The sequence below is a fragment of the Acidisoma sp. genome (assembly GCF_965199065.1).
Classification (GTDB): domain Bacteria; phylum Pseudomonadota; class Alphaproteobacteria; order Acetobacterales; family Acetobacteraceae; genus Acidisoma.
The window spans coordinates 523996-543069 of record NZ_CBDAQN010000003.1 but is presented as its reverse complement, the minus strand read 5'-3'; the positions used below and the strand labels follow the sequence as shown (position 1 = coordinate 543069).

15 protein-coding genes and 1 pseudogene are annotated in these 19074 nt (G+C 62.8%); 5 read left to right on the top strand and 11 right to left on the bottom strand.

Annotated features, from left to right (window positions below; translation table 11 throughout):
* Positions 1–6: 6 nt before the first annotated feature.
* Positions 7–993: pseudogene (locus ACOEQ1_RS10685) on the bottom strand (Nit6803 family nitrilase); the annotation flags it as partial.
* 31 nt (positions 994–1024) lie between these two features.
* Entirely contained in the window at positions 1025–1507 is a 483-nt protein-coding gene (locus ACOEQ1_RS10680; protein ID WP_419759231.1) for an MSMEG_0572/Sll0783 family nitrogen starvation response protein, read from the bottom strand.
* A 425-nt stretch (positions 1508–1932) separates the two neighbouring features.
* On the opposite strand from ACOEQ1_RS10680, the gene ACOEQ1_RS10675 reads away from it, so the two are divergent.
* Positions 1933–3315 carry a PLP-dependent aminotransferase family protein gene (locus tag ACOEQ1_RS10675; RefSeq protein WP_419759230.1) on the top strand — a complete coding sequence of 461 codons (1383 nt, stop codon included), beginning with the start codon at positions 1933–1935 and terminating at the stop codon, positions 3313–3315.
* Between the two features lie 81 nt (positions 3316–3396).
* On the opposite strand, the gene ACOEQ1_RS10670 is transcribed toward ACOEQ1_RS10675, so the two are convergent.
* Positions 3397–5388 (bottom strand): TonB-dependent receptor plug domain-containing protein, encoded by a 1992-nt coding sequence (locus tag ACOEQ1_RS10670; RefSeq protein WP_419759229.1) that lies wholly within the window; start codon positions 5386–5388, stop codon positions 3397–3399.
* Between the two features lie 36 nt (positions 5389–5424).
* The gene (locus ACOEQ1_RS10665) at positions 5425–5973 is read right to left on the bottom strand and encodes a hypothetical protein (RefSeq protein ID WP_419759228.1); all 549 of its coding nucleotides are present in this window, start codon (positions 5971–5973) and stop codon (positions 5425–5427) included.
* A gap of 460 nt (positions 5974–6433) precedes the next feature.
* Here ACOEQ1_RS10665 and ACOEQ1_RS10660 point away from each other — a divergent pair, with 460 nt between their 5' ends.
* Positions 6434–8389, top strand: a complete 1956-nt coding sequence (locus tag ACOEQ1_RS10660) for a methyl-accepting chemotaxis protein (protein WP_419759227.1) — start codon at positions 6434–6436, stop codon at positions 8387–8389.
* Positions 8390–8491: 102 nt separating this feature from the next.
* Here ACOEQ1_RS10660 and ACOEQ1_RS10655 read toward each other — a convergent pair whose 3' ends face one another.
* The 6 genes from ACOEQ1_RS10655 to ACOEQ1_RS10630 all read right to left on the bottom strand — a co-directional run bounded on the left by ACOEQ1_RS10655 (position 8492) and on the right by ACOEQ1_RS10630 (position 14930).
* The gene (locus ACOEQ1_RS10655) at positions 8492–9490 is read right to left on the bottom strand and encodes an ABC transporter ATP-binding protein (RefSeq protein ID WP_419759226.1); all 999 of its coding nucleotides are present in this window, start codon (positions 9488–9490) and stop codon (positions 8492–8494) included.
* Positions 9483–10481 carry an ABC transporter ATP-binding protein gene (locus ACOEQ1_RS10650; protein ID WP_419759225.1) on the bottom strand — a complete coding sequence of 333 codons (999 nt, stop codon included), beginning with the start codon at positions 10479–10481 and terminating at the stop codon, positions 9483–9485. Before ACOEQ1_RS10650 ends, ACOEQ1_RS10655 begins: the two co-directional genes overlap by 8 nt.
* Positions 10462–11379, bottom strand: coding sequence for an ABC transporter permease (locus tag ACOEQ1_RS10645; RefSeq protein ID WP_419759224.1), 918 nt, complete (start codon positions 11377–11379; stop codon positions 10462–10464). The genes ACOEQ1_RS10650 and ACOEQ1_RS10645 overlap by 20 nt, the downstream gene beginning before the upstream one ends.
* Positions 11376–12359, bottom strand: coding sequence for an ABC transporter permease (locus ACOEQ1_RS10640; RefSeq protein ID WP_419759223.1), 984 nt, complete (start codon positions 12357–12359; stop codon positions 11376–11378). Before ACOEQ1_RS10640 ends, ACOEQ1_RS10645 begins: the two co-directional genes overlap by 4 nt.
* 76 nt (positions 12360–12435) lie before the next feature.
* On the bottom strand, positions 12436–14106 hold the full coding sequence (locus ACOEQ1_RS10635; protein WP_419759222.1) for an ABC transporter substrate-binding protein: 1671 nt from the start codon (positions 14104–14106) through the stop codon (positions 12436–12438).
* A 35-nt stretch (positions 14107–14141) separates the two neighbouring features.
* Positions 14142–14930: an SDR family NAD(P)-dependent oxidoreductase gene (locus ACOEQ1_RS10630; protein WP_419759221.1), complete on the bottom strand. Its 789-nt coding sequence runs from the start codon at positions 14928–14930 to the stop codon at positions 14142–14144.
* A gap of 139 nt (positions 14931–15069) precedes the next feature.
* Here ACOEQ1_RS10630 and ACOEQ1_RS10625 point away from each other — a divergent pair, with 139 nt between their 5' ends.
* Genes ACOEQ1_RS10625 through ACOEQ1_RS10615 form a run of 3 tightly spaced genes read left to right on the top strand, consistent with a single transcriptional unit; the run spans position 15070 to position 18300 of the window.
* Positions 15070–15924 carry a DeoR/GlpR family DNA-binding transcription regulator gene (locus ACOEQ1_RS10625; protein ID WP_419759220.1) on the top strand — a complete coding sequence of 285 codons (855 nt, stop codon included), beginning with the start codon at positions 15070–15072 and terminating at the stop codon, positions 15922–15924.
* 24 nt (positions 15925–15948) lie between these two features.
* Complete coding sequence (locus ACOEQ1_RS10620) at positions 15949–16746, top strand: BtpA/SgcQ family protein (RefSeq protein ID WP_419759219.1); 798 nt, start codon at positions 15949–15951, stop codon at positions 16744–16746.
* 12 nt (positions 16747–16758) lie between these two features.
* Positions 16759–18300, top strand: coding sequence for an FGGY-family carbohydrate kinase (locus ACOEQ1_RS10615; protein ID WP_419759218.1), 1542 nt, complete (start codon positions 16759–16761; stop codon positions 18298–18300).
* Here the strand turns inward: ACOEQ1_RS10615 and ACOEQ1_RS10610 are convergent.
* Positions 18252–18845: a helix-turn-helix domain-containing protein gene (locus ACOEQ1_RS10610; protein ID WP_419759217.1), complete on the bottom strand. Its 594-nt coding sequence runs from the start codon at positions 18843–18845 to the stop codon at positions 18252–18254. The two genes, ACOEQ1_RS10615 and ACOEQ1_RS10610, sit on opposite strands and share 49 nt — an antisense overlap.
* Positions 18846–19074 lie beyond the last annotated feature (229 nt).

The following is a 19074-nucleotide window of genomic DNA, read 5'->3' as shown; positions in this document are numbered from 1 at the left end:
ACGGAGGCTTGCGTCATCATCGGAACTCCCGAGGGCTGGAAGGGGAAAGGGCATGGCGTCCGCCGTCGTGCGCATCGGCGCCGTTGCCCGGTTGTCGAGATTGAGGCTGAGCAGTCTCCGGCCGGGCGTAGTGGCCCACGCTATCCATCATCCGCTTGCGCTTGGTGATGAGCGCCAAGTCGAGATCGGCCACGAGCATGCCTTCGCCCTGGGTCAAGGCGGCACCAGATGATTGCCCTCCGGACCCACGATCGCGGTCATGCAGCCGCCTGTGAGCGCGCGGCGTAGCTTCTCGTCCGGGCTGATCCTGGCCATCTGCGCGTCCGTCAGCCAGCCAGTGGCGTTGACGACAAAACAACCGCTCTCCAGCGCATGGTGGCGGATGGTCACCTCGATCTGATCGGCGAAGATCTGCCCGACCATGGAGCCGGGGAACTGGCCGACGTGGATTTCCTCGTGCTGCGCCATCAAGGCGTAGCGGGCGAGTGGGTTGTAGTGCTCCCAGCAGGCGAGCGCGCCGACGCGGCCGACGGCGGTTTGCACCACGGTGAGGCCCGAGCCGTCGCCCTGGCCCCAGATCATGCGCTCATGGAAGGTCGGCGTGATCTTGCGGCGCTTGAGCAGGATGGTGCCGTCGGCGTCGAAGATGATCTGCGCGTTGTAGAGCGAACCATGGTCGCGCTCGTTGACACCCAGCACGACGACGATGCCGTGCTGGCGTGCGGCCTCGGCGACCGCATCCGTGACCGGACCTGGCACCGTCACCGCATGCTCGTAGAGGCGGAGATGCTCGGCGCCGGTGACGACAGGCGGATGGACGAAGGAGAAGTATGGGTAGTAGGGCACGATGGTCTCGGGAAACACGGCGAGACGCGCGCCACGGCCCGCGGCCTCGGCAATGGCGCCGAGCACGCGTGTGACCGTGTTCGCCGGGATTTCGATGTCCGGCGAAAGCTGCACGGCGGCGACGCGGATCGTGCTCGGCTGGGCCATGGCTCTTCTCCTTGTCAGCGCATCCGCCCGTTCAGAGCGTCCAGGTGTGGAGCATGAAAGCGTTGTCCCGGCGGTTGATGAGGATGAGATCGAGCACGTCGAGCGGGCTGATCGGGCGGATGCCGGGGAGCAGCGCGCCCTCGCCATGGCCGTACAGCATCTGCAGCGCGAACCGGCAGCAATAGACCTTGCCGCCCTCGGCCATGAATTTGGTAAGCTGGGCGCTGAAGTTTTGCGCGCCGGGAAAGGCCTCGTCGCCAAGCTTGGGGAAGCCGCGCTGAACGCCGAGGGTGACACCCGGGCCATACAGCAGGATCGCGGTCTCGAAGCCTTTGCGTTGCAGGCGCAAGGCCTGGAGAATGTTGACGAGGCCGATCGAGCCTTCGAAGGCCACGGTGTGGAAGGTGACGAGCGCCTTTTCACCCGGCTCGGCCTTCACATCCTCAAAAACCTTCTCTTCGTAGTCGACGAGGAAGTCGCCTTTCTGATGGGCGGGGGCGGTGACAGTAGCCATGGTGTTTTCCCTCTCTGACGGTCTGGCGACGGCCGACGGCCGCCTGACGGAGACACAGCAAGCTGCATGCCAAACCGACTGGAAGATTGATTGGCGATTGATAGGGCTCAGATCCTGTCAATCGTGACGTCAATTCAGATTGTGTCCGGCGTCACTTAAGCGTTGAGATAATGCCGACAAAGTTGGCAATGATTGCACGTAATTTAGGCAAATCACGCCTCGAAGCGTCAACGCGACAATGCCTGTCTCTCTGGGGTGGCACAAGAAAAAGCCTCGGCCAGCAACGCTTCGTCGCGTGGTCGTGAGGATGCACGCTCGGCCGTCATCGAATTGGAGCTTCAAACCGCCCTTGGCAGGTCCTGCGTGCAACAATATACAGTCAATCGGATTGCATCCCGCCATCCCTCAACCTGCTGGGATACAGCATGACCGACTGGAATCCTGATCTCTCGCGCTCGGACCGGCCGCGATATCTCGCCATCGCCGATCTGCTGGCGGCGGATATCGAGCGAGGGCATCTGACGGAGGGTGACAGGTTGCCCCCACAACGACGCCTCGCCTCGCGCCTCGGTATCGACTTCACAACGGTCGCGCGTGGCTACGTGGAGGCGCAGAAGCGCGGGCTGGTGCATTCGCGTGTCGGCCAAGGCACCTTCGTGCGGGCCGCCCCTAGAACCGGGCGGGGATTGCGGGAAACGCCAATCTACGGCGTTGACCTGTCCATGAACCTGCCGCCGGAGCCGAATGACCCGGCGCTGATCGAGCGCATGCAGGCTGGCCTTTCCGAGGTAGCGCGCGATCTTGTGCCGCTGCTGCGCTACCAGGGCTTCGGCGGATCGCAGCTTGACAAGGTCGCGGCATCCATATGGCTGGGCCGCCGCGGCCTCATTCCGGTGCAGGAGCGGATTTTCATTGCGCCCGGCGCTCACCCAGCCTTGCTTGGAATTTTCGGCGCTCTGGCGAAGGCGGGCGACACGATCCTGTCGGAGGCGATCACTTACCCCGGCATACGCTCCATCGCGGCGCAGCTCGGCCTCAACCTGGTTGGGCTGCCGATGGATGAGCAAGGCATCCACCCGGACGCATTGACTGATGCTTGCAAGCGCCTCAACCCGCGTGCGCTCTACCTCAACCCGACGCTGCAGAACCCGACGACGCTGACGATCCCGGTGGGCCGCCGCACGGATATTGCCGAAGTGGCCCGGCGGCTAAGGCTGCCGATCGTAGAGGATGACGCCTACGGTTTCATTCCGCCGCACGCGCCTGCACCGTTTGCGGCGATCGCGCCGGATATCACGTGGCACGTCGCGGGACTGGCAAAGTGCATCGGCGCCGGGCTGCGCGCAGCCTATGTCGTAGCGCCGAATGCGAAGGCGGGTTGGCCTTTCGCCGCAGCGGTTCGCGCCGCCACCGTCATGGCGTCGCCGCTCACGGTTGCCTTGGCCACACGCTGGATCGAGGATGGGACCGCCGACGCCATCCTGCATTTCATCCGCGGGGAGATGGGGGCGCGGCAACGCCTTGCGGCCGAGGTTCTGCCCATAGGCAGCTACACCGCCGATCCGCTGAGCTTCAACCTGTGGGTGGCGCTGCCGCCGGCCTGGACACGCTCGGCCTTCGTCGGCCACATGCGCTCGACCGGGATCGGCGTGGTGGCGAGCGACGCCTTCACCACGGATGGCAACCCGCCCGAGGCGGTACGCGTCTGTCTGGGCGGTCCCGCCGACCGAGCTTTGGTGCGTGGTGCGCTGGAATATATGGCGCACGCGCTGGACGGATCGCCTGAGATGGCGCTGACGTTTCTGTAGAGCACGCACCTTGCTAAGTGGGAGACAGCTTGGCAGAACGCGACCGCCAGGAGATGGCGGTCGCGCTCTGCTAGACATGCACTAGAAATGTGCAGTTAGGCTCGCGATACCTATGTGCTCCACCAGGCTGCCTGTCGGCTTGAAGAGCGCCGAAACATCATACTGTTCGCCGACCACGGCGGCAGTGAGATTTTGCGTTATCTGGTAGGCAACGCGGGCGTTGTAGGACACGTAATCCATCATGTAGATCGGCTGGTAACCCTCGTTGCCACGCGTGTAGTCGGTGAAGCGGGATTGCCACCTGCCCTGCGCATCCAGTTCCCACCGGCCATGGTTGTAGCCGGCACCAAGAACAACGGAGTGTTGCGGCGTGCCATTGTCGTAGCGGGTCGTGGGGCTTGGCGGATACTCACTCGAAATGTCGTCGGAGATCAAGGCGAAGCTGTAGCTCGCGTTCCAGCGAAACCCGCCGTCTGTCGCGCCGCTCAAACCGATTTCGGTGCCGACCTCATTGCTCGACCCGACATTGGCCGCAGTACTGCCTATGATGCCGCCGCCAACCGGAACGAACGGCGTGTCGCCGAAGGACGCGAGTAAGTTCGTGTTGCGCTGAAAGAACACCGCGGTGTTAAGGGCGCTGTTGAACGTCGGGAGCGCGCGGTCATAGGCCGCTTCTGTGTTCCAGACCGAGGTCGGCACGAGCGTCGGCGAGCCGAGCAGATAGATGCCACCGATGTTCACTGATGTGGCATAGTCCTGCAACGAGGGAACCTGTAATCCCCGCGCGGCGGTCAGGCGTATCGTGTCGACATCCGAAAGCTTGATAACCAGACCGGAATTGAAGCTCGGTTGCGTGATCGTGGCGTTGTTGTAAGCCGCGAGCGTCCGCCCCGGGATCGGCAGTAGCGCTCCTCCATAGCTCAGCACCAGGTGATCGAGCCGCACCGCGTTGGTGAGGTCCAGACTTGGTGCGATCTGCCAGTCCCACATCCCGTCGACAGAGTAGACGTTGTACGCGATGCTGCCTCCGACGTTGGCGCTGCCGCTGGCACGATTGTTCCGGAACTCCAACCCGATCCGTACAGTATTCGCGGCATTTAGTTTGACCAAGTCGTCGATCTTGGCAACCATCGTATTGTTCTGAAAGCTGGTGGCGCCCCCGAATTTGTCGTCGGCCGTGTTGGCGTAGACATCGGCATCCACGGTGCCGATCTTGGTGTTCGAGGCTGCCCCAAGACGCAAGTAACTCGTTCGCTCGGCAATACTTGCCAGTTCTGAGCCGAACACGTCGCTCGGCGCGTGGGCGGCGCTATGCCCGGCGGACAGCCGTAGCAGGGTGTCCGGATTGACCTGCCAATGACCATCGATGTTGACCGTGCCGGTGACCGGACGCGGTTCCCCCGTGATGGCAGACTCGCCAGAGAACTCCTGTTCTGTAAAACCGCCGGCCGAGACGCGCAGGCCCGCTGTGGTTCCAACATGGGCAGTTCCAACCGCGCTGAGCATGCCGAACGATTGCGTGCCGCCCTCAATCTCAGCGGTATTGACCTTGTCGAGAAGCGGATCGAAAGTGACAATATTGATGACGCCGCTGGCGGCGTTGAACCCGAATAGGGCGGAGTTTGGACCTTTGACGATCTCGATCTGCCGGATCTCCAGGAGCTGGACCGGCAAGTCATTCCAGGACACGCGGCCGTAGTCGTCAGAGTAGACCTGCCGCCCATCGACCATGACCAGCAGCCGTGGGTTGAGCGGAGCGTCGTACCCCCGAATGCTCACCTCCACGTCACCATTTCCATAGTGCCGCACGTCGATGCCCGGAACATACTGCAGGACATCCGGGACACTGGTGGCGCCGGATCGGCGGATATCGTCTTGCGTGATGATCGTCAGGTCACCCGGTACCTCGGAGGCAAGCTGCGGCTTGCCAGTCACTGAAGTTGTGATCGGCTGGCCGAACATCTGCTCCAAAGTGGAGTAGTCCACGCTTTGAGCATATGCAGCGGCAGGCAGCAGCGCACCGAGCGCGGTGCTTGCTAGCAACAGCCTGCCGAGAAGAACGCGATACGTCATAACATGCCCTCTATGGGTTGCTGGCTCGGCTTGCTGCTAGATCTCATGGATCAGCATTCGGAACGCTGGGGAGAAGACGACGCCGGCAGCCGACGCTGCGTCGTGATTGACTGTGATCTGAAGCTTCGGATCAGATTGCACTGTCATGATGCACTGCCCGCCCTGAACCGTCGCGAGGCTTGCGGTTATGCAGGGGATATGGTGGGCTTTGGCTGCCGTTATTCCGGCGTTGCCGTCGACACCTGCTGCCACGATAATGCCAATATAGCCTGTCCCGTCTCCCAGTGATGCAGCATCAACCGCTTTCGCCTGCATGCTCCCGCCCTTCGAACTCACGCCATCCCCAAAAGACGCAACGATTGCGTCGGCGTCAGCCTTGGACGCGGCACTTGAACCTGAGTAGATCACTGCGATGTTCCCACCCGGTGACGGCGGGTCGAGAAACCCCAGGACCACGCCGACGATCCGCACATCCTTGGTGGACAAAGAAGCGGCGGAGGCGGCGGATGGCTGCAGCAGGAGCGCACTGGATAGTGCCAAACCGACAAGGGACGCTTGGCGGAGCACGGGAAAGGCTGACAGCATACCTTGTCTCACTATCGTTATATCTTTTAACGGCGCTAGAAACACGCTGATGAACCGTTCTTACGGGTCCAGTGGTGAAGGACCCGTAAACCCAGGAAACCGCCGAATATTGCTTTGGAAAGGACGTTACATTCTGAGGCCAAAATAAGATCCCCAGAAGACCTTCAAACGATCTCGGCCCCGCCTGTGGAAGTTTGCCGCACGCCGGGTGCTGCCAACCAGGGATCATTGATGATGTGAAAGCAGCACGTAATGCGCCGCCCGCAGAGCATTAAGAAGTCTGCAATACTTAGGAATGTAATTTGCCCGCGATGAGCCGGATCGCGAGACTGCTCTAATGTTCCGGACAGAGCCGTCGCGATCGTCCAGCCAGACGACCTCACCCGCCACGAGATCGTCTCATACCAGACCGTCCGGAGCGCCAGCAGGCGCTTCGCTGAGAGCGAAACAGGAAATGTTGATGATCAAGTCGATCTGGAGCCTCTCAGACTGGCCTTTTCGGCTTAAATTGATCTCAGGACCGGCTTTGGCCTTAGTTGCGTTGACACTCCTGGCCTGGTTCGGCATCTTCGGGTTGACCCAGCAGTCTCGGATCGTGGCGCACGTCGCCGACAGTCAGGCAGCGACGCGGATGCTGACGCAGGCAAGTCAGGGCATCCAGGAGATCAACGGCCGCCTGTATCGTGTGTTGTCGCAGCAGGCCGCTCATACGAGCGGATTGAATGCATCAGCCGATCTGGAAGCGCTTAAGATCAGCGTTGACGCTGTCAGCAAAATCCTTACAGGCTACAGAACTGAGTATGCCGGGCCTGAAAAAGCCGTGATGATCAACGGACTGATCGCGGATGTCCAGAAGTACAAGGGCGCGCTCGATTTCGAGGAGCAGATGCTCGACGTAGACTTTTCCTCCGCGGTGTCCTTTCTGGGTCCTTTCGATCATAACTATGAATCTCTCAAGACACGGTTGTCTCAGCTGGAGATTGACACGGCGCAGAGTGCTGCTGTTCAGGTCGCTCAAGCGTCGAAGGCGGCAGCCGAGGGCAGGCGCCTTTTCATAGGGCTGACACTGGCAGTTTTTCTGTTGGTGATGGCCATAACGTTGTTGATTGCAGAAGTGACGGTCCGTTCGATCAAGAGGATTGCGTCGGCGACGCTGGATCTGGCGCAGGGCAGGACGGATGTCGCGGTGGAGCGATTGCAGCGGCGCGACGAGCTTGGCGCGATCGTGCGGTCCCTCGATGTGTTCAAGAACAATCAGGAGCGGCTCGGCGCGGCCCAAGCCGAGCAGGTGCGTACAGAGCAGAATGCCAGCAAAGAGCGGGCGATCGCCGCGTCGGCTCAAGCTGAAGCGCAGCGCAAGGCGCAGGCGGTGGTAACCGGGTTGGCGGGGGGATTGAGCAAGCTTGCGGCGGGTGACCTCACCGGGCGGTTGCTCGCAGCTTTCAGTGAAGAATACGAACAGCTTCGCGCCGACTTTAACGCCGCCGCCGAAAGCCTCGAAGAGGCAATGTGCATGATCTCCCTCTCGACGGGCACTCTTTACGCCAGCGCCGACGGGATCGCCGCCGCGTCGAGCGACATCTCACGTCGCTCGGAAGCGCAGGCGGCCACGTTGGAGCAAACAGCAGCCGCGCTGACGCAAATCACCGTCGCCGTGAAGAACAGTGCATCCGGTGCGCGAGAAGCGGCAAACCTGGTGACGGAGACACGTGCTGGGGCGGAGGTCTCTCGCGAGGTGGTCGACCAGGCAGTCGTTGCGATGCAGCGGATCGAGAATTTCTCCACCCAGATCGGGAATATCGTTGGCATCATCGAGTCGCTCGCGTTCCAGACCAATCTTCTGGCGCTCAACGCGGGGGTTGAGGCTGCGCGCGCGGGTGACGCTGGCCGGGGCTTTGCCGTTGTGGCGCAGGAGGTGCGCAGTCTTGCGCAACGTTCCTCGGAAGCCGCGAAGGAGATCAAGGGTTTGATTTCCTCCTCATCCGAAGCAGTGAGCGGGGGCGTGAGCCTCGTCGGACGGACCGGCGAGGGGTTCATGGGAATCATCAACCGGGTGACCGCAATCGACACCTTGGTAAGGCAGATTTCGTCGTCGGCGGGAGAACAGGCGGCCGGTATATCCGCAGTGAGTGATGCGACGACGCAAATGGATCAGGCCTTGCAGCAGAATGCGTCTCTGGTGCATGAGGCGGCTGCCTCCGCCCATGCCCTAAAAAGTGAGGTTGGAAAACTCAACGCCCAGGTCGGTCGGTTTAAGATTAACGACCGGACCTCACCTTCGACAGTAGTCACTCGAAAGCTCCCGCAGCGCCCAGCCGCGGCCAGTCCGCGCACGCCAACTAAGACGTCGCCGGTCAATTCCCAAAAGGGCAATCTGGCCGTCGCAGCCCATTCCGAAGAGTTGGAGGAATTTTAGCCTCCGGTCGTTCCAAACGGCGATTTCCTAGTCGCTCTCGCAGAGTTCGTCACCCGGTGTTTTCTGCCCATGGCCAAATTGCGCGTGCACCCGAGGATGGGCTCATGAAGCCATATGTCGCGCTGGTGCTGTGACGTGACAGGCGGCGGCATGGCCGCGAGCGGTCTCCGCAAGTGGCGGCGTCACCTCGGCACATCTGGCGATGGCCAAAGGGCAGCGCCAGCGGAAGCGGCAGCCTGCACCGGGGTCGACCACACGCGGCGGCTCGCCCGTATCGGCGGCGGTTATGGTGATCGGCGCCCGCGGATCCGGTACCGCCGACAGCAGAAGCCGAGTATAAGGATGCACCGGGTGGTGCAGAACCTCCTCTGCAGGACCGCTTTCCGCCACACGTCCCGCATACATCACCATCACCCGGTGCGAAACATAGCGGGCGCTTGCGATGTCATGGGTGATGTAGAGGAATGAAATACCTTCTTCCTCGCACAGCCGCGCCATCAGATTAAGAACCCCGATGCGGATGGAGACATCGAGCATGGAAACCGGCTCGTCGGCGAGTACGAGCTTCGGGTTGTAGGACAGCGCCTGCGCGAACCCCACCCGCTGGCGCTGTCCGCCGCTCATCTCATGCGGATATTTCGCAAGCACCTGCCGGGCAGGTGAGAGCCCTACGGCATCCAACGCCTGGCACGCGGCCGCCTCGCGGTGGGATGGCGAGAGCTTCGGCCGGTGCAATGCCAGCCCCCGGTCCAGCGCGTAGCCGATGGTATGGACCGGGTTGAGCGAACTGAAGGGATCCTGGAACACCATCGGCACCTGTCCGCGATAATCCAGCAGATCGGCGCGTGAGCGCACATCCCGCAAGGACCGGCCACGGAACAGAATGTCGCCGCTTGTCGGCTCATAAACCTTGGCCAGCAGCCGGGCGATGGTGCTTTTGCCACTGCCGCTCTCGCCCACAACGGCCAGGATCTCGCGCGGCCTGATGATGAGGTCGAGGTCGTCCACGGCATGCAGCCTGGCGCGCCCGAAGATGCCGCCGATGCGGAAGTGCCGGGCAAGGGCTCGGGTTTCGATGAGGGGCGCGGTCACGTCAGCCATGCGGCGTCTCGTAGAGCAGGCAACGCACATCAGCTTCGGCGGCAGGGTAGAGGGCAGGCTCAACCTCAGCGCAACGCGGCATCACATCCGGACAACGTGGGCGGAAGCGGCACCCGCTCGGGAGGTCGGCAAGATCCGGAGGCGCCCCGGGAATGCCCTCCAGATGCACCTTCGGCCCATGCACGGAAGGGAAGGAGTCTAAAAGCCCGCGCGTGTAGGGGTGCTGGGGGTTGGCGAACAAAGGCCGCGTTGGCCCGATCTCGACGATGCGGCCGGCGTACATCACTGCCAGACGGTCGGAGAAGTGACCGACCAACGACATGTCGTGCGTCACGAAGATCACCGCGAAGCCGAGGCGACGCTGCAACTCCTTCACCTGCACCATCAGCGAGCGCTGGGCAACCACATCGAGCGCCGATGTCGGCTCATCCATCACGATGAGATCAGGCGACAGCAGAAGCGCCATCGCGATCATCACCCGTTGACGCATGCCGCCCGAGAGCTGGTGCGGATAGCTCTTGAGATGCACGGCATCGATGCCGACGAGCGCCAGCACCTCGCGCGCCCGGGCACGGATCTGCGTGGTGTCGCCAATGCCATGTGCCCGCATCGCGTCATCGTATTGGGCGGCGACCGTCATCACAGGGTTGAGCGCGTTCATGGCGCTCTGCATGACGACAGAGTAGTCGCGCCAACGCAGCGTGCGGAGCGCCTCACCCGTCAGCCCAACCATGTCGCGGCCCTTGAACGTCACGCGGCCGGCGACGAGCTGAGCAGGAGGGCTCAACAACTGGGCGATCGCGAAGAGCAGAGTCGACTTTCCGCAGCCGGACTCGCCGACAATGCCGAGGAATTCACCACGTGAAAGCTCGAGGCTGACCTGGTCGACGGCGCGCGCTGGCTTACCCGATGTGCCGTATTCGACGGTGATGTCGGAGACGTTGAGGATAACATCCGTCATGATGGCGGCGTCAGGAACTGCGTCGGGCACGGCGCTTCCTGGCCGGCCGAAGCACGGGGTTGCTGATTTCATCGAAGGCGTAATTGAGGAGTGCGAAGGCGCCCCCGAGCGCGGCGATGCCGAGGCCCGGCGCAATCGCCCACAGCGGGACACCGGCCTGCAACGCTTCGTTGTTCTGCGCCCAGTAGAGCATTGTGCCCCAGCTATCGACGTTGACGTTGCCAAGCCCCAGGAACTGTAGCCCCGCCGCCGTCAGGATCGCATAGACCGAGGCGCCGAGAAAATTCGCGACCAGCAGCGACGTCATGTTGGGCAGGATTTCGGAGACGATGATCCGCCAAGTCCGTTCGCCACGAAGGCGCGCGGCTGTGAGGAACTCGCGGTGCCGCAGGGAGAGGACTTGAGCGCGCAATTGCCTCGCGCCGTAGGACCAGCCGGTCAGCACCAGCACGGTGATGATCATGGCGTTGCCGCCCGTCTTGGAATAGGCGGCGATGACGACAACGAGGGGGAAGGCGGGGATGACAAGGAAAACGTCTGTCACCAGCGAGAGCAGGCCATCCGCCGTGCCGCCGAGGTATCCGGCGGCGACACCGACGAGCGCCGAGATCACCGTGGAGAGCAGGCCGGCAACGACTGCGATGATGAGTGAAGCGCGCGCGCCCCAGATGAACTGGGCGAAGATGTCCTGCCCATAGGAGGTCGTGCCGAGCCAGTTGGCGCCGGTCGGTCCCTGACCGGGTTGAAATACTTCGGCGTTGGGATCGCCCGGCGCGATGAGGCCGGGAAAGAGCGCCATGAACACACAGAGCGCGAGCAGAATTGCGCCCGCCATCGCCTTGCGGTTTGTGAGGATCGCGCGGCCGAGCGTGCGGAACGCGCGCAGGCCGGGCAGACTGCGGCGGGGGGCGGTGGTGGTGATGCTCACCGTCCGCTCCGCGTCCGCGGGTCGAGCAGCACGGTGACGCCGTCAACCGCGAGGATGGCGAGCAGCACTGCCACCGTGATGAAGAGAAAGAGCGTCTGCATGAGAGGATAGTCTTCGTTGAGGACAGCTTGCAGCATCATGTAGCCGACACCGGGATAGGAGAAGACGTACTCTACGAGGATGGCGCCGCTGACGACAAAGCCGAGAGACATGCCGAAGCCGCTCAGGTTGGGGAGGATGGCGTTGCGGCCGGCATAATCGAACATGATGCGCGCTGCCGAAAGGCCCTTCGCGCGCGCCATACGCACGTAGTCCTCGTTCAGCGTCATGATCATGTTGTTGCGCATGGTCAGAATCCAGCCGCCGATGGAGGTGAGGATGATCGTGAACGCGGGCAGGACAGCGTGCTGGAGCACATCCCAGGCGAATGCCCAGGTGAAGGTGATGGCGCTACCGGTCGTGTAGCCGAAGCCGATCGGCAGCCAGTTCAACGTGATGCCGAAGACGAGGATGAAGACCAGCGCAATCCAAAAATAGGGGAAGGCCGAGAGCACGATGAAGATGGGCGGCAAGATGCTGTCGAACCAGCCGCCGCGCCCCCAGGCCCCGATCATGCCGATCAGCGTGCCGAGGATGAAGGCGATGATGGTGGTCACGCCCACCAGGCCGAGCGTCCAGGGCAGGGCCTGGAACACGACCTGGCTGACGCTGTCGGGGAAGAAGGTGAGCGAGCGGCCGAACTGCCCGGTAAAGCTGTCGCGCAGATACCCGAAGTACTGGGAGACAAGGCCCTCGTTGGCGTTGACGCCGAAAGCGATTTCCATGGCGTGCAAGGCCCCGCCGCTCAACCGTCCGTGGAAGCGAGCGATCATGGATGTGGCGGGGCTTCCCGGCATGAGACGCGGCAGGAAGAAGTTGACCGTCATCGCCGCCCAGAGCGTCACAACGAAGAAACCCAGGCGGCGAAGGATGTAGCGCATGTCTCAAGCCTTAGTGGAAACGCACAGAGAAGCGCCGTTCTTCATGAGAACCGAGAAAACTTCATTCAGGGGCGTGTCACTTCTCGTGCAGGTGGAGAACGATGATCGCCCAATCCGGGAACGTGTAGCCGGCCAGAGGCTGCGCATAGGGGTCTTTCGGCGTCGGCCAGCCGACGAACTGCTTCGTCGAATACTGATCCCAATCAACCTGCTCCGTCACTGGGATCAGCGGCACGTCATCGAGCAGAATCTTCTGCAGCTTCGACATGATCGCCATTTGCTGCGCGGTGCTCGTCGAGGTCGCGTAGCTCTCGATCAGGGCGTCGGTATCCTTGTTGATGTAGCGCTCCCAGTTCGTCGAGGCTGACTGGCCAATGGCAGCAGAGGCGGGGCTGTAGAGCCACTGGCGAAATTCGTAATAAGGCGTCGGGCCGCCAGCCTCATAGCCATAGGCGAGGTCGAACTGCCCGTTATCCAGCTTTGCGTTGTAGTCGTTGCCGGCGAGGTTCGCGACGTTCAGCTTGATGCCGACGGCCTGGAACTCCTGAGCCACAACCTGCAAGGCCGCCACCCAGTCGGTGTAGGCGCTCTGGTTGATGATTGTGAAGGACAGCGGCTTGCCGTCGGGCGTGGTGAAGATGCCGTCGGCGCCCTTCTTGTAGCCGGCCTGTTGGAGGATCGCCATCGCCTTGGCCGGATCGTACTTGTAGCCCGCTGCTGTCAGGGCGGGTTTGTCGAGCCAAGGCGCGAAGGTGGGGGTGACAATCCCCGCCTGATTGGCGGGCGGCTCATAGCCATACTCGCCAATCATCGCGACCCGCGCGTTGTTGACGGCGAAGGCCATGGCTTTGCGTACCGCCACGTCCTTCAGGATGGGATTGGTCTGGTTGATGAAGATCGCGACGTTGACGGTCGGCGGAAACCAATAGTGGTTAAACTTGCTTTTCGACAGATACTCAGCCTTCATATTGGGGATGAACTGACCACCCCATTGCGCCTGACCGGTGGAGAGGATTTCGTTCGCCGGCGGATTAGTGGTGAAGGCGGGATACTCCATTCCGGCGATCTTGGGCAGCCCCGGCTGCCAGTAGTTCGGGTTGCGCGCGTAGCTCACATCCTGCGGTGTGCAACGCGAGATCGTAAACGGCCCGGTGCCGACAGGTTTTGCGTCCTGATACGTCGTCGGGTCCTTGGCCGTCGACCAGACATGCTCCGCAACAATGCCGACCTGATCGGCAATATAATAGAAGTACGGGACCGCCGCAGTCTTGAAGGTAAAGATGACCTTGTCATCGCCTTGCGCGGTCACGCTCGACAGCACCGCCCAGACCGTGTTGAGGTCAAGCGCCGGATACTTCTTGAGCATGTTGAACGTGAAAGCGACGTCGGCGGCGCTGAAGGGCGTCCCGTCCGTCCACTTCACGCCGTGGCGCAGTGTGAAGGTGATGACCTTGTTGTCGTCGCTCCAGGCGTAGGAGGTCGCGAGCCACGGCGTCGTCTTCGCATCCTGCAGCGTGTTCACGAACATCAGCGTTTCGTAAACCGGCCCCACGGAGAGAAAGTCCGAGTTCGGGTTGAAGGGGCTGAATCCGCAGGTCCAGAGAAACTGCGCATCCGAGATTGTGAGGGTGCCACCAGCGTCCGCTGCCTGCGCGGCTTTCGGCGTCCCGCCCAGTGCGCCGCCGATCCCGAGGCCGGCCATCAGCCCGACCATACAGAAACGAGTGATCCAATTACGCTTCGCCATGGTATCCTCCAGAGGTCACGCGTTGCCGCAAATCATCATGTCATGTAGACGCCGCCGGTCACGTTCACGGCCTGACCGGTCATGAAACGGGCAGCGTCCGATAGTAGAAACACAACGAGCCCGGCAATATCCTCGGGCTCCTCGATGCGGCCGAGCGGCGTCAGCGACACATACTCGTCGAGCACAGCCTGTGGCGTCATGCCGCGCAGTTCGGCTTCCCAAATCACTTCGCGGGACTGCATGCCGGTGCGCACGAAGCCGGGGCAGACCGCGTTGACGCGGATACCGTGCCGGGCCATCTCGCGCGCCAGGGCCTGAGTCCAGCCCACTACCGCGAATTTGCTCGCCGAATAATGCGCGAGCAACGGCGCGCCGACCTTGGCCGCCAGCGAGGCCGTGTTGCAGATGGCGCCCTGGATGCCGCGTTCCAGAAAATGCCGGCACGCGACCTGGTCCGTGAGGAACACGCCCCGCGCATTCACGTCGAAGTTGAAGTCCCAGTCGGCATCCGTCAGATCGAGCGCGGGCCTCATGTTGGAGACGCCGGCGTTTGCGACAACGCGGTCGATCTGACCGAAGGCCGCGACCGCCTCCGCAAATCCGGCCTCGACACTGGCCCGCTTCGTCACGTCCATGGTGATCGCGATGGCGTCACGAGAAAGGCTCGCAGCGGTGGCCGCGGCGGCGGCGGGATCGATATCGGCGATCGCCACGCGAACATCATGCGCGTTCAATGCGGTAGCGATAGCACGCCCGATCCCCGTCGCGCCGCCGGTGACGAGCGCAGTCTTGCCAACGAGGTCGCCGCCGATCCTCCCGTTCACTTCCTCGCCCACCCTCGAACCATGACCTTACGGAACCATAACAGCGGCAAGAGAGCAGTCAAACAATTTCGCACACTTTGATGAGCGACTATGTTCGATTGTGTTGTATGACGGCCGAGGGGCGCGTTATAGTCGGCCAATGAACGATAAGGCAGAGTTTGCGCGTTCACTCGGGGATGGGGCGGACAACCTGGTTCCGGCAGCGCCCGCGGGGGCGCGCCGTGCTGCGCTGCAACGGCTGATCGCGGAGCGCGGGTTCATAGCGGTCGGCGATGTCGCGCGGGAGATCGGTATCTCGGAAATGACGGTGCGGCGCGACCTCGAAGTGCTGGAGCGCGACGGCGTGATCCAACGGTCGCACGGCGGCGCGGTGCCGGCACCACCGGCGGCTAACGCAACCGAACCCTCCTACGCCGCCCGACGTGACCTCAACCGCGAGGCGAAGCAGCGCATCGCTCTGACGGCGGCCGGGCTCGTGATGCCGGATCAAGCGATCGGGCTCGATGTGGGGTCGACGGTTGCCTGTCTCGCCGTCGAACTGGCAGGTCGCTCCACGATAGAGATCGTGACCAACAGCCTCCAGACGGTTCTGGCGATGCCGCAACCGGTCATGCCGGAGGTATTTCTGCTGGGCGGACGGTTGCGCCCGCGCGAGGGTTCGCTCTGTGGCGGCATCACCCGTCATCAGCTCTCCGGACACTGGATGGACCGCGTGTTCATCGGCGTCGCCGGCATCGACGAGAACGGCCTCTATGACTACTCGCCCGAGGAGGCCGAGATCAAGATCGCCTTCATTCAGCAAGCGAATACCGTCACCGTGCTCTGTGATGCCAGCAAGTTCGGGCGGCGGTCTTTCGTGCGTATCTGCGGCTTCGACGCGATCGGGAGCATTGTCACCGACGCGCCCGCGCCGCCGGACATAAAGGCCGCCGCTGCTGCGGCCCGAGTGCAGATCATCGTCGCCGAGGCTCGTCCCGAAACCAGGGACGTTTAGGCGCCTTACAACCGAGGAACAGCAATGTTTGATTTCTTTGACGGCAAGAAGAAGGTCGTCATCGGCATGGTCCATATCGGTGCCCTGCCGGGGACGCCGCTTTATGACGAGAAGGGTGGCATGAACACCCTTATCCAGAAGGCGGCGATGGATCTGGAGGCGCTGCAGGATGGCGGCGTCGATGCAGTCATGTTCGGCAACGAGAACGACCGGCCGTATTCTCTGAGGGCACCCGTGGGCTCAGTCGCGGCGATGAGCGCGGTTGTCTCCTTCCTCACCAACCGCATCCAGTTGCCGTTCGGCGTGAATTATCTGTGGGATCCTGTGGCAAGCGTCGCCATCGCCGCCGCCACGGGCGCCAAGTTCGTGCGCGAGATTTTCACCGGCGTCTATGCATCGGACATGGGGCTATGGGTGCCGGATTGCGATGGGGCGCTCAAGGCGCGGCGCGACCTTGGCGTACGCAACCTCAAACTGCTTTTCAACATCAACGCGGAGTTCGCGGCGCCCCTGGATACCCGGCCGCTGGGCCTGCGCGCCCGCAGCGCAGTCTTCTCATCGCTTGCCGACGCGATCCTGGTTTCCGGGCCCATCACCGGGCAACCGACCGAACAGTCGGCGCTGACCGAGGTCGCCGAAGCGGTCAAGGACGTACCCGTGTTCGCCAATACCGGCGTCAACCTCGACAACGTCGCCGACGTGTTGAGCGTTGCCGATGGCTGCATCGTCGGCACCCATTTCAAGGTCGGCGGCAATACCTGGAACGCGGTCGACCCCGCGCGGGTTCGGGCGTTCATGGAGAAGGTCGCAACCCTGCGCTGAGGGGGACAGATCATGCCCGCGGTTGTCGGCATCGATATCGGCACGACCTCGACCATCGGCATCCTCATCGACCTGCCGGACCGCATCGTCGCCGTTGTCTCGCGCCCCGTGGAACTCGTCTCTCTCCATCCCGGCTGGGCGGAGGAGGACCCGTTGCAGTGGTGGCGCAACACCTGCGCCATCACGCGCGAGCTGCTGGAGATGGCGCCGGAGCTGGCCGGCTCGCTTTCGGGCATCGGCGTTGCAGGCATGGTGCCGGCGGTCGTGCTGCTTGACGGCGAAGGTCAGTTGCTCCGCCGCAGCATTCAGCAGAGCGACGGGCGTTGCATGAGGGAGGTTGAGGAACTTACGCGTGAGGTGGATGGCGCGTCATTTTTGCGCCGGACCGGCAATGGCATCAATCAGCAGATCGTCGCCGCGAAGTTGCGCTGGATCGAGCGCCACGAACCGGAGGTCTTCGATCGTATCGGCACCGTCTTCGGGTCCTACGACTTCATCAACTGGAAGCTGACCGGCCAACGGGCGATCGAGCACAACTGGGCGCTGGAGGCGGGGTTCGTCGACCTCGCCGATGGACACGTGGCGCCTGACCTCGTGGCGCTCGCCGGCATCCCGCTCCCGGCGCTGCCTCGCCTCGCCGAGAGCCACGCCATCATCGGGCACGTGACGGCGGCAGCGGCGGCGGAGAGCGGCCTGCCGGAGGGGCTGCCGGTGGTGGCAGGTGCTGCCGATCATGTGGCCTCGGCCTATGCCGCCGGTGTCGTCGCGGAAGGCGACGTGCTGCTGAAATTCGGTGGTGCGGGCGACATCCTGATCGCGGCGGAGACGGCGCAACCGGATGCCCGGCTGTTCATGGATCACCACGTGATCCCGGGGCTCTTCATGCCGAACGGTTGTATGGCCGCGACGGGCGCCATGTTGAACTGGCTCGTCAAAGGCTTTGCAGCAGGTGCCGTCATCGGCGAGACCAACCCGCATGCCGCGCTCGACATTCTGGCGACGGGCGTTCCGGCGGGAAGTGACGGCGTGTTCGTGCTGCCTTATCTTCTTGGCGAGAAAAGCCCAATCCATGATCCGCTCGCGCGTGGCACGGTGACGGGCCTCAGCCTCAACCATGGCGTTCCGCATCTATGGCGTGCGGCGCTCGAGGGCGTGGGCTACGCTTTCCTGCATCATATCGAGGTGTTCCGGGAACTCGGCTATCCGGTGCGCCGGCTACTCGCATCGGACGGCGGGTCAGGCAGCGTCGTCTGGATGCAGATCGTGGCGGACATCATCGGACTGCCGGTGCAGCGGTTGGAGGGACACCCAGGGTCGTGCCTCGGCGCGGCCTGGGTTGCGGCCATCGGCACCGGGGCCAGCACGGATTGGGCCGGTGCGCGCGCACTGGTCCGCTACGGCGAGACGCTAGAGCCCAACGCGGCCAATGCGGCCGTGTACGCGCAAGGCTACATGCGGTTCCGGGAGCTCTATCGTTGCCTCGCCCCCTGGTTCATGGAGACGGGTCAACCATCGGCGGGAGCGGTTCCGAACGGTGCCCCGGTGCCGGCATAGACGGAGAGGACGCGAGCCTGAACGTTGTCAAGCGCGACCATGGCATGACCCATGCCGGAGTCGATATAAATGCTGTCGCCGGTTTTCATCACGAGTGGAACATAAAGATCCGTATGCAGCGCAACGCTGCCCGAGAGTACATACATCCACTCCTCGCCCTCATGACGGCTGAGCGGACCCCACTCCTCGACGTTTTGCACGTCGACCGTGGTGATCATCGGCACCATCCGCTTCCGCCGGAGTTCGGTCGCGAACAGCTCGTAGCTGCGGTTTATGGAGGGAATGCGCAGCGCCGTGCCTGCGGCGTTGACGGCACGCCGGCCGGTCGACAACGCAGGCGCACGCCGCGCGCCAGTCAGCTCGTCAAGGGTCAGAGACAACGAGCCCATGATCTTCATTGCTGTCTCGAAGGAAATGCCGGTCTGATTGTTCTCGATCTTGGAGAGCACCGGCACGCTCACTCCCGTCTCCTCGCTCAGGGTCTTCAGCGTCCAGCCTCGGCTCTGCCGGAGCTCGGCCAGAGTGCGGCCGATGTTCTGGCTCATTTCCCCTGCCGCCATGAACGGCAACCTCCAGTTCTCTGTCTGCGTTGATCCCCGTGTTTCTGAGGAGAAACATAGCCCGGTGGAAACTACAATGACAAGCGAGTGCGTCGAGCCGTAACGGCACAGACCATTGCTGCCTCATAAAGCATCAGTCCAATGCGATATTCCCTTGCGATGCAGGGGCGCGGTGGTGAAACAGGCTGCCTCCGCCTTGATCATTCTGCACAAA

Excerpts from the sequence above, each read along its gene's own strand:
- ACOEQ1_RS10615 (WP_419759218.1), top strand. The coding sequence starts at position 16,759 with ATGCCCGCGGTTGTCGGCATCGATATCGGCACGACCTCGACCATCGGC.
- ACOEQ1_RS10625 (WP_419759220.1), top strand. The coding sequence starts at position 15,070 with ATGAACGATAAGGCAGAGTTTGCGCGTTCACTCGGGGATGGGGCGGAC.
- ACOEQ1_RS10670 (WP_419759229.1), bottom strand. The coding sequence starts at position 5,388 with ATGACGTATCGCGTTCTTCTCGGCAGGCTGTTGCTAGCAAGCACCGCG.
- ACOEQ1_RS10635 (WP_419759222.1), bottom strand. The coding sequence starts at position 14,106 with ATGGCGAAGCGTAATTGGATCACTCGTTTCTGTATGGTCGGGCTGATG.
- ACOEQ1_RS10665 (WP_419759228.1), bottom strand. The coding sequence starts at position 5,973 with ATGCTGTCAGCCTTTCCCGTGCTCCGCCAAGCGTCCCTTGTCGGTTTG.
- ACOEQ1_RS10675 (WP_419759230.1), top strand. The coding sequence starts at position 1,933 with ATGACCGACTGGAATCCTGATCTCTCGCGCTCGGACCGGCCGCGATAT.
- ACOEQ1_RS10660 (WP_419759227.1), top strand. The coding sequence starts at position 6,434 with ATGATCAAGTCGATCTGGAGCCTCTCAGACTGGCCTTTTCGGCTTAAA.
- ACOEQ1_RS10680 (WP_419759231.1), bottom strand. The coding sequence starts at position 1,507 with ATGGCTACTGTCACCGCCCCCGCCCATCAGAAAGGCGACTTCCTCGTC.
- ACOEQ1_RS10620 (WP_419759219.1), top strand. The coding sequence starts at position 15,949 with ATGTTTGATTTCTTTGACGGCAAGAAGAAGGTCGTCATCGGCATGGTC.
- ACOEQ1_RS10610 (WP_419759217.1), bottom strand. The coding sequence starts at position 18,845 with ATGAGCCAGAACATCGGCCGCACTCTGGCCGAGCTCCGGCAGAGCCGA.
- ACOEQ1_RS10640 (WP_419759223.1), bottom strand. The coding sequence starts at position 12,359 with ATGCGCTACATCCTTCGCCGCCTGGGTTTCTTCGTTGTGACGCTCTGG.
- ACOEQ1_RS10655 (WP_419759226.1), bottom strand. The coding sequence starts at position 9,490 with ATGGCTGACGTGACCGCGCCCCTCATCGAAACCCGAGCCCTTGCCCGG.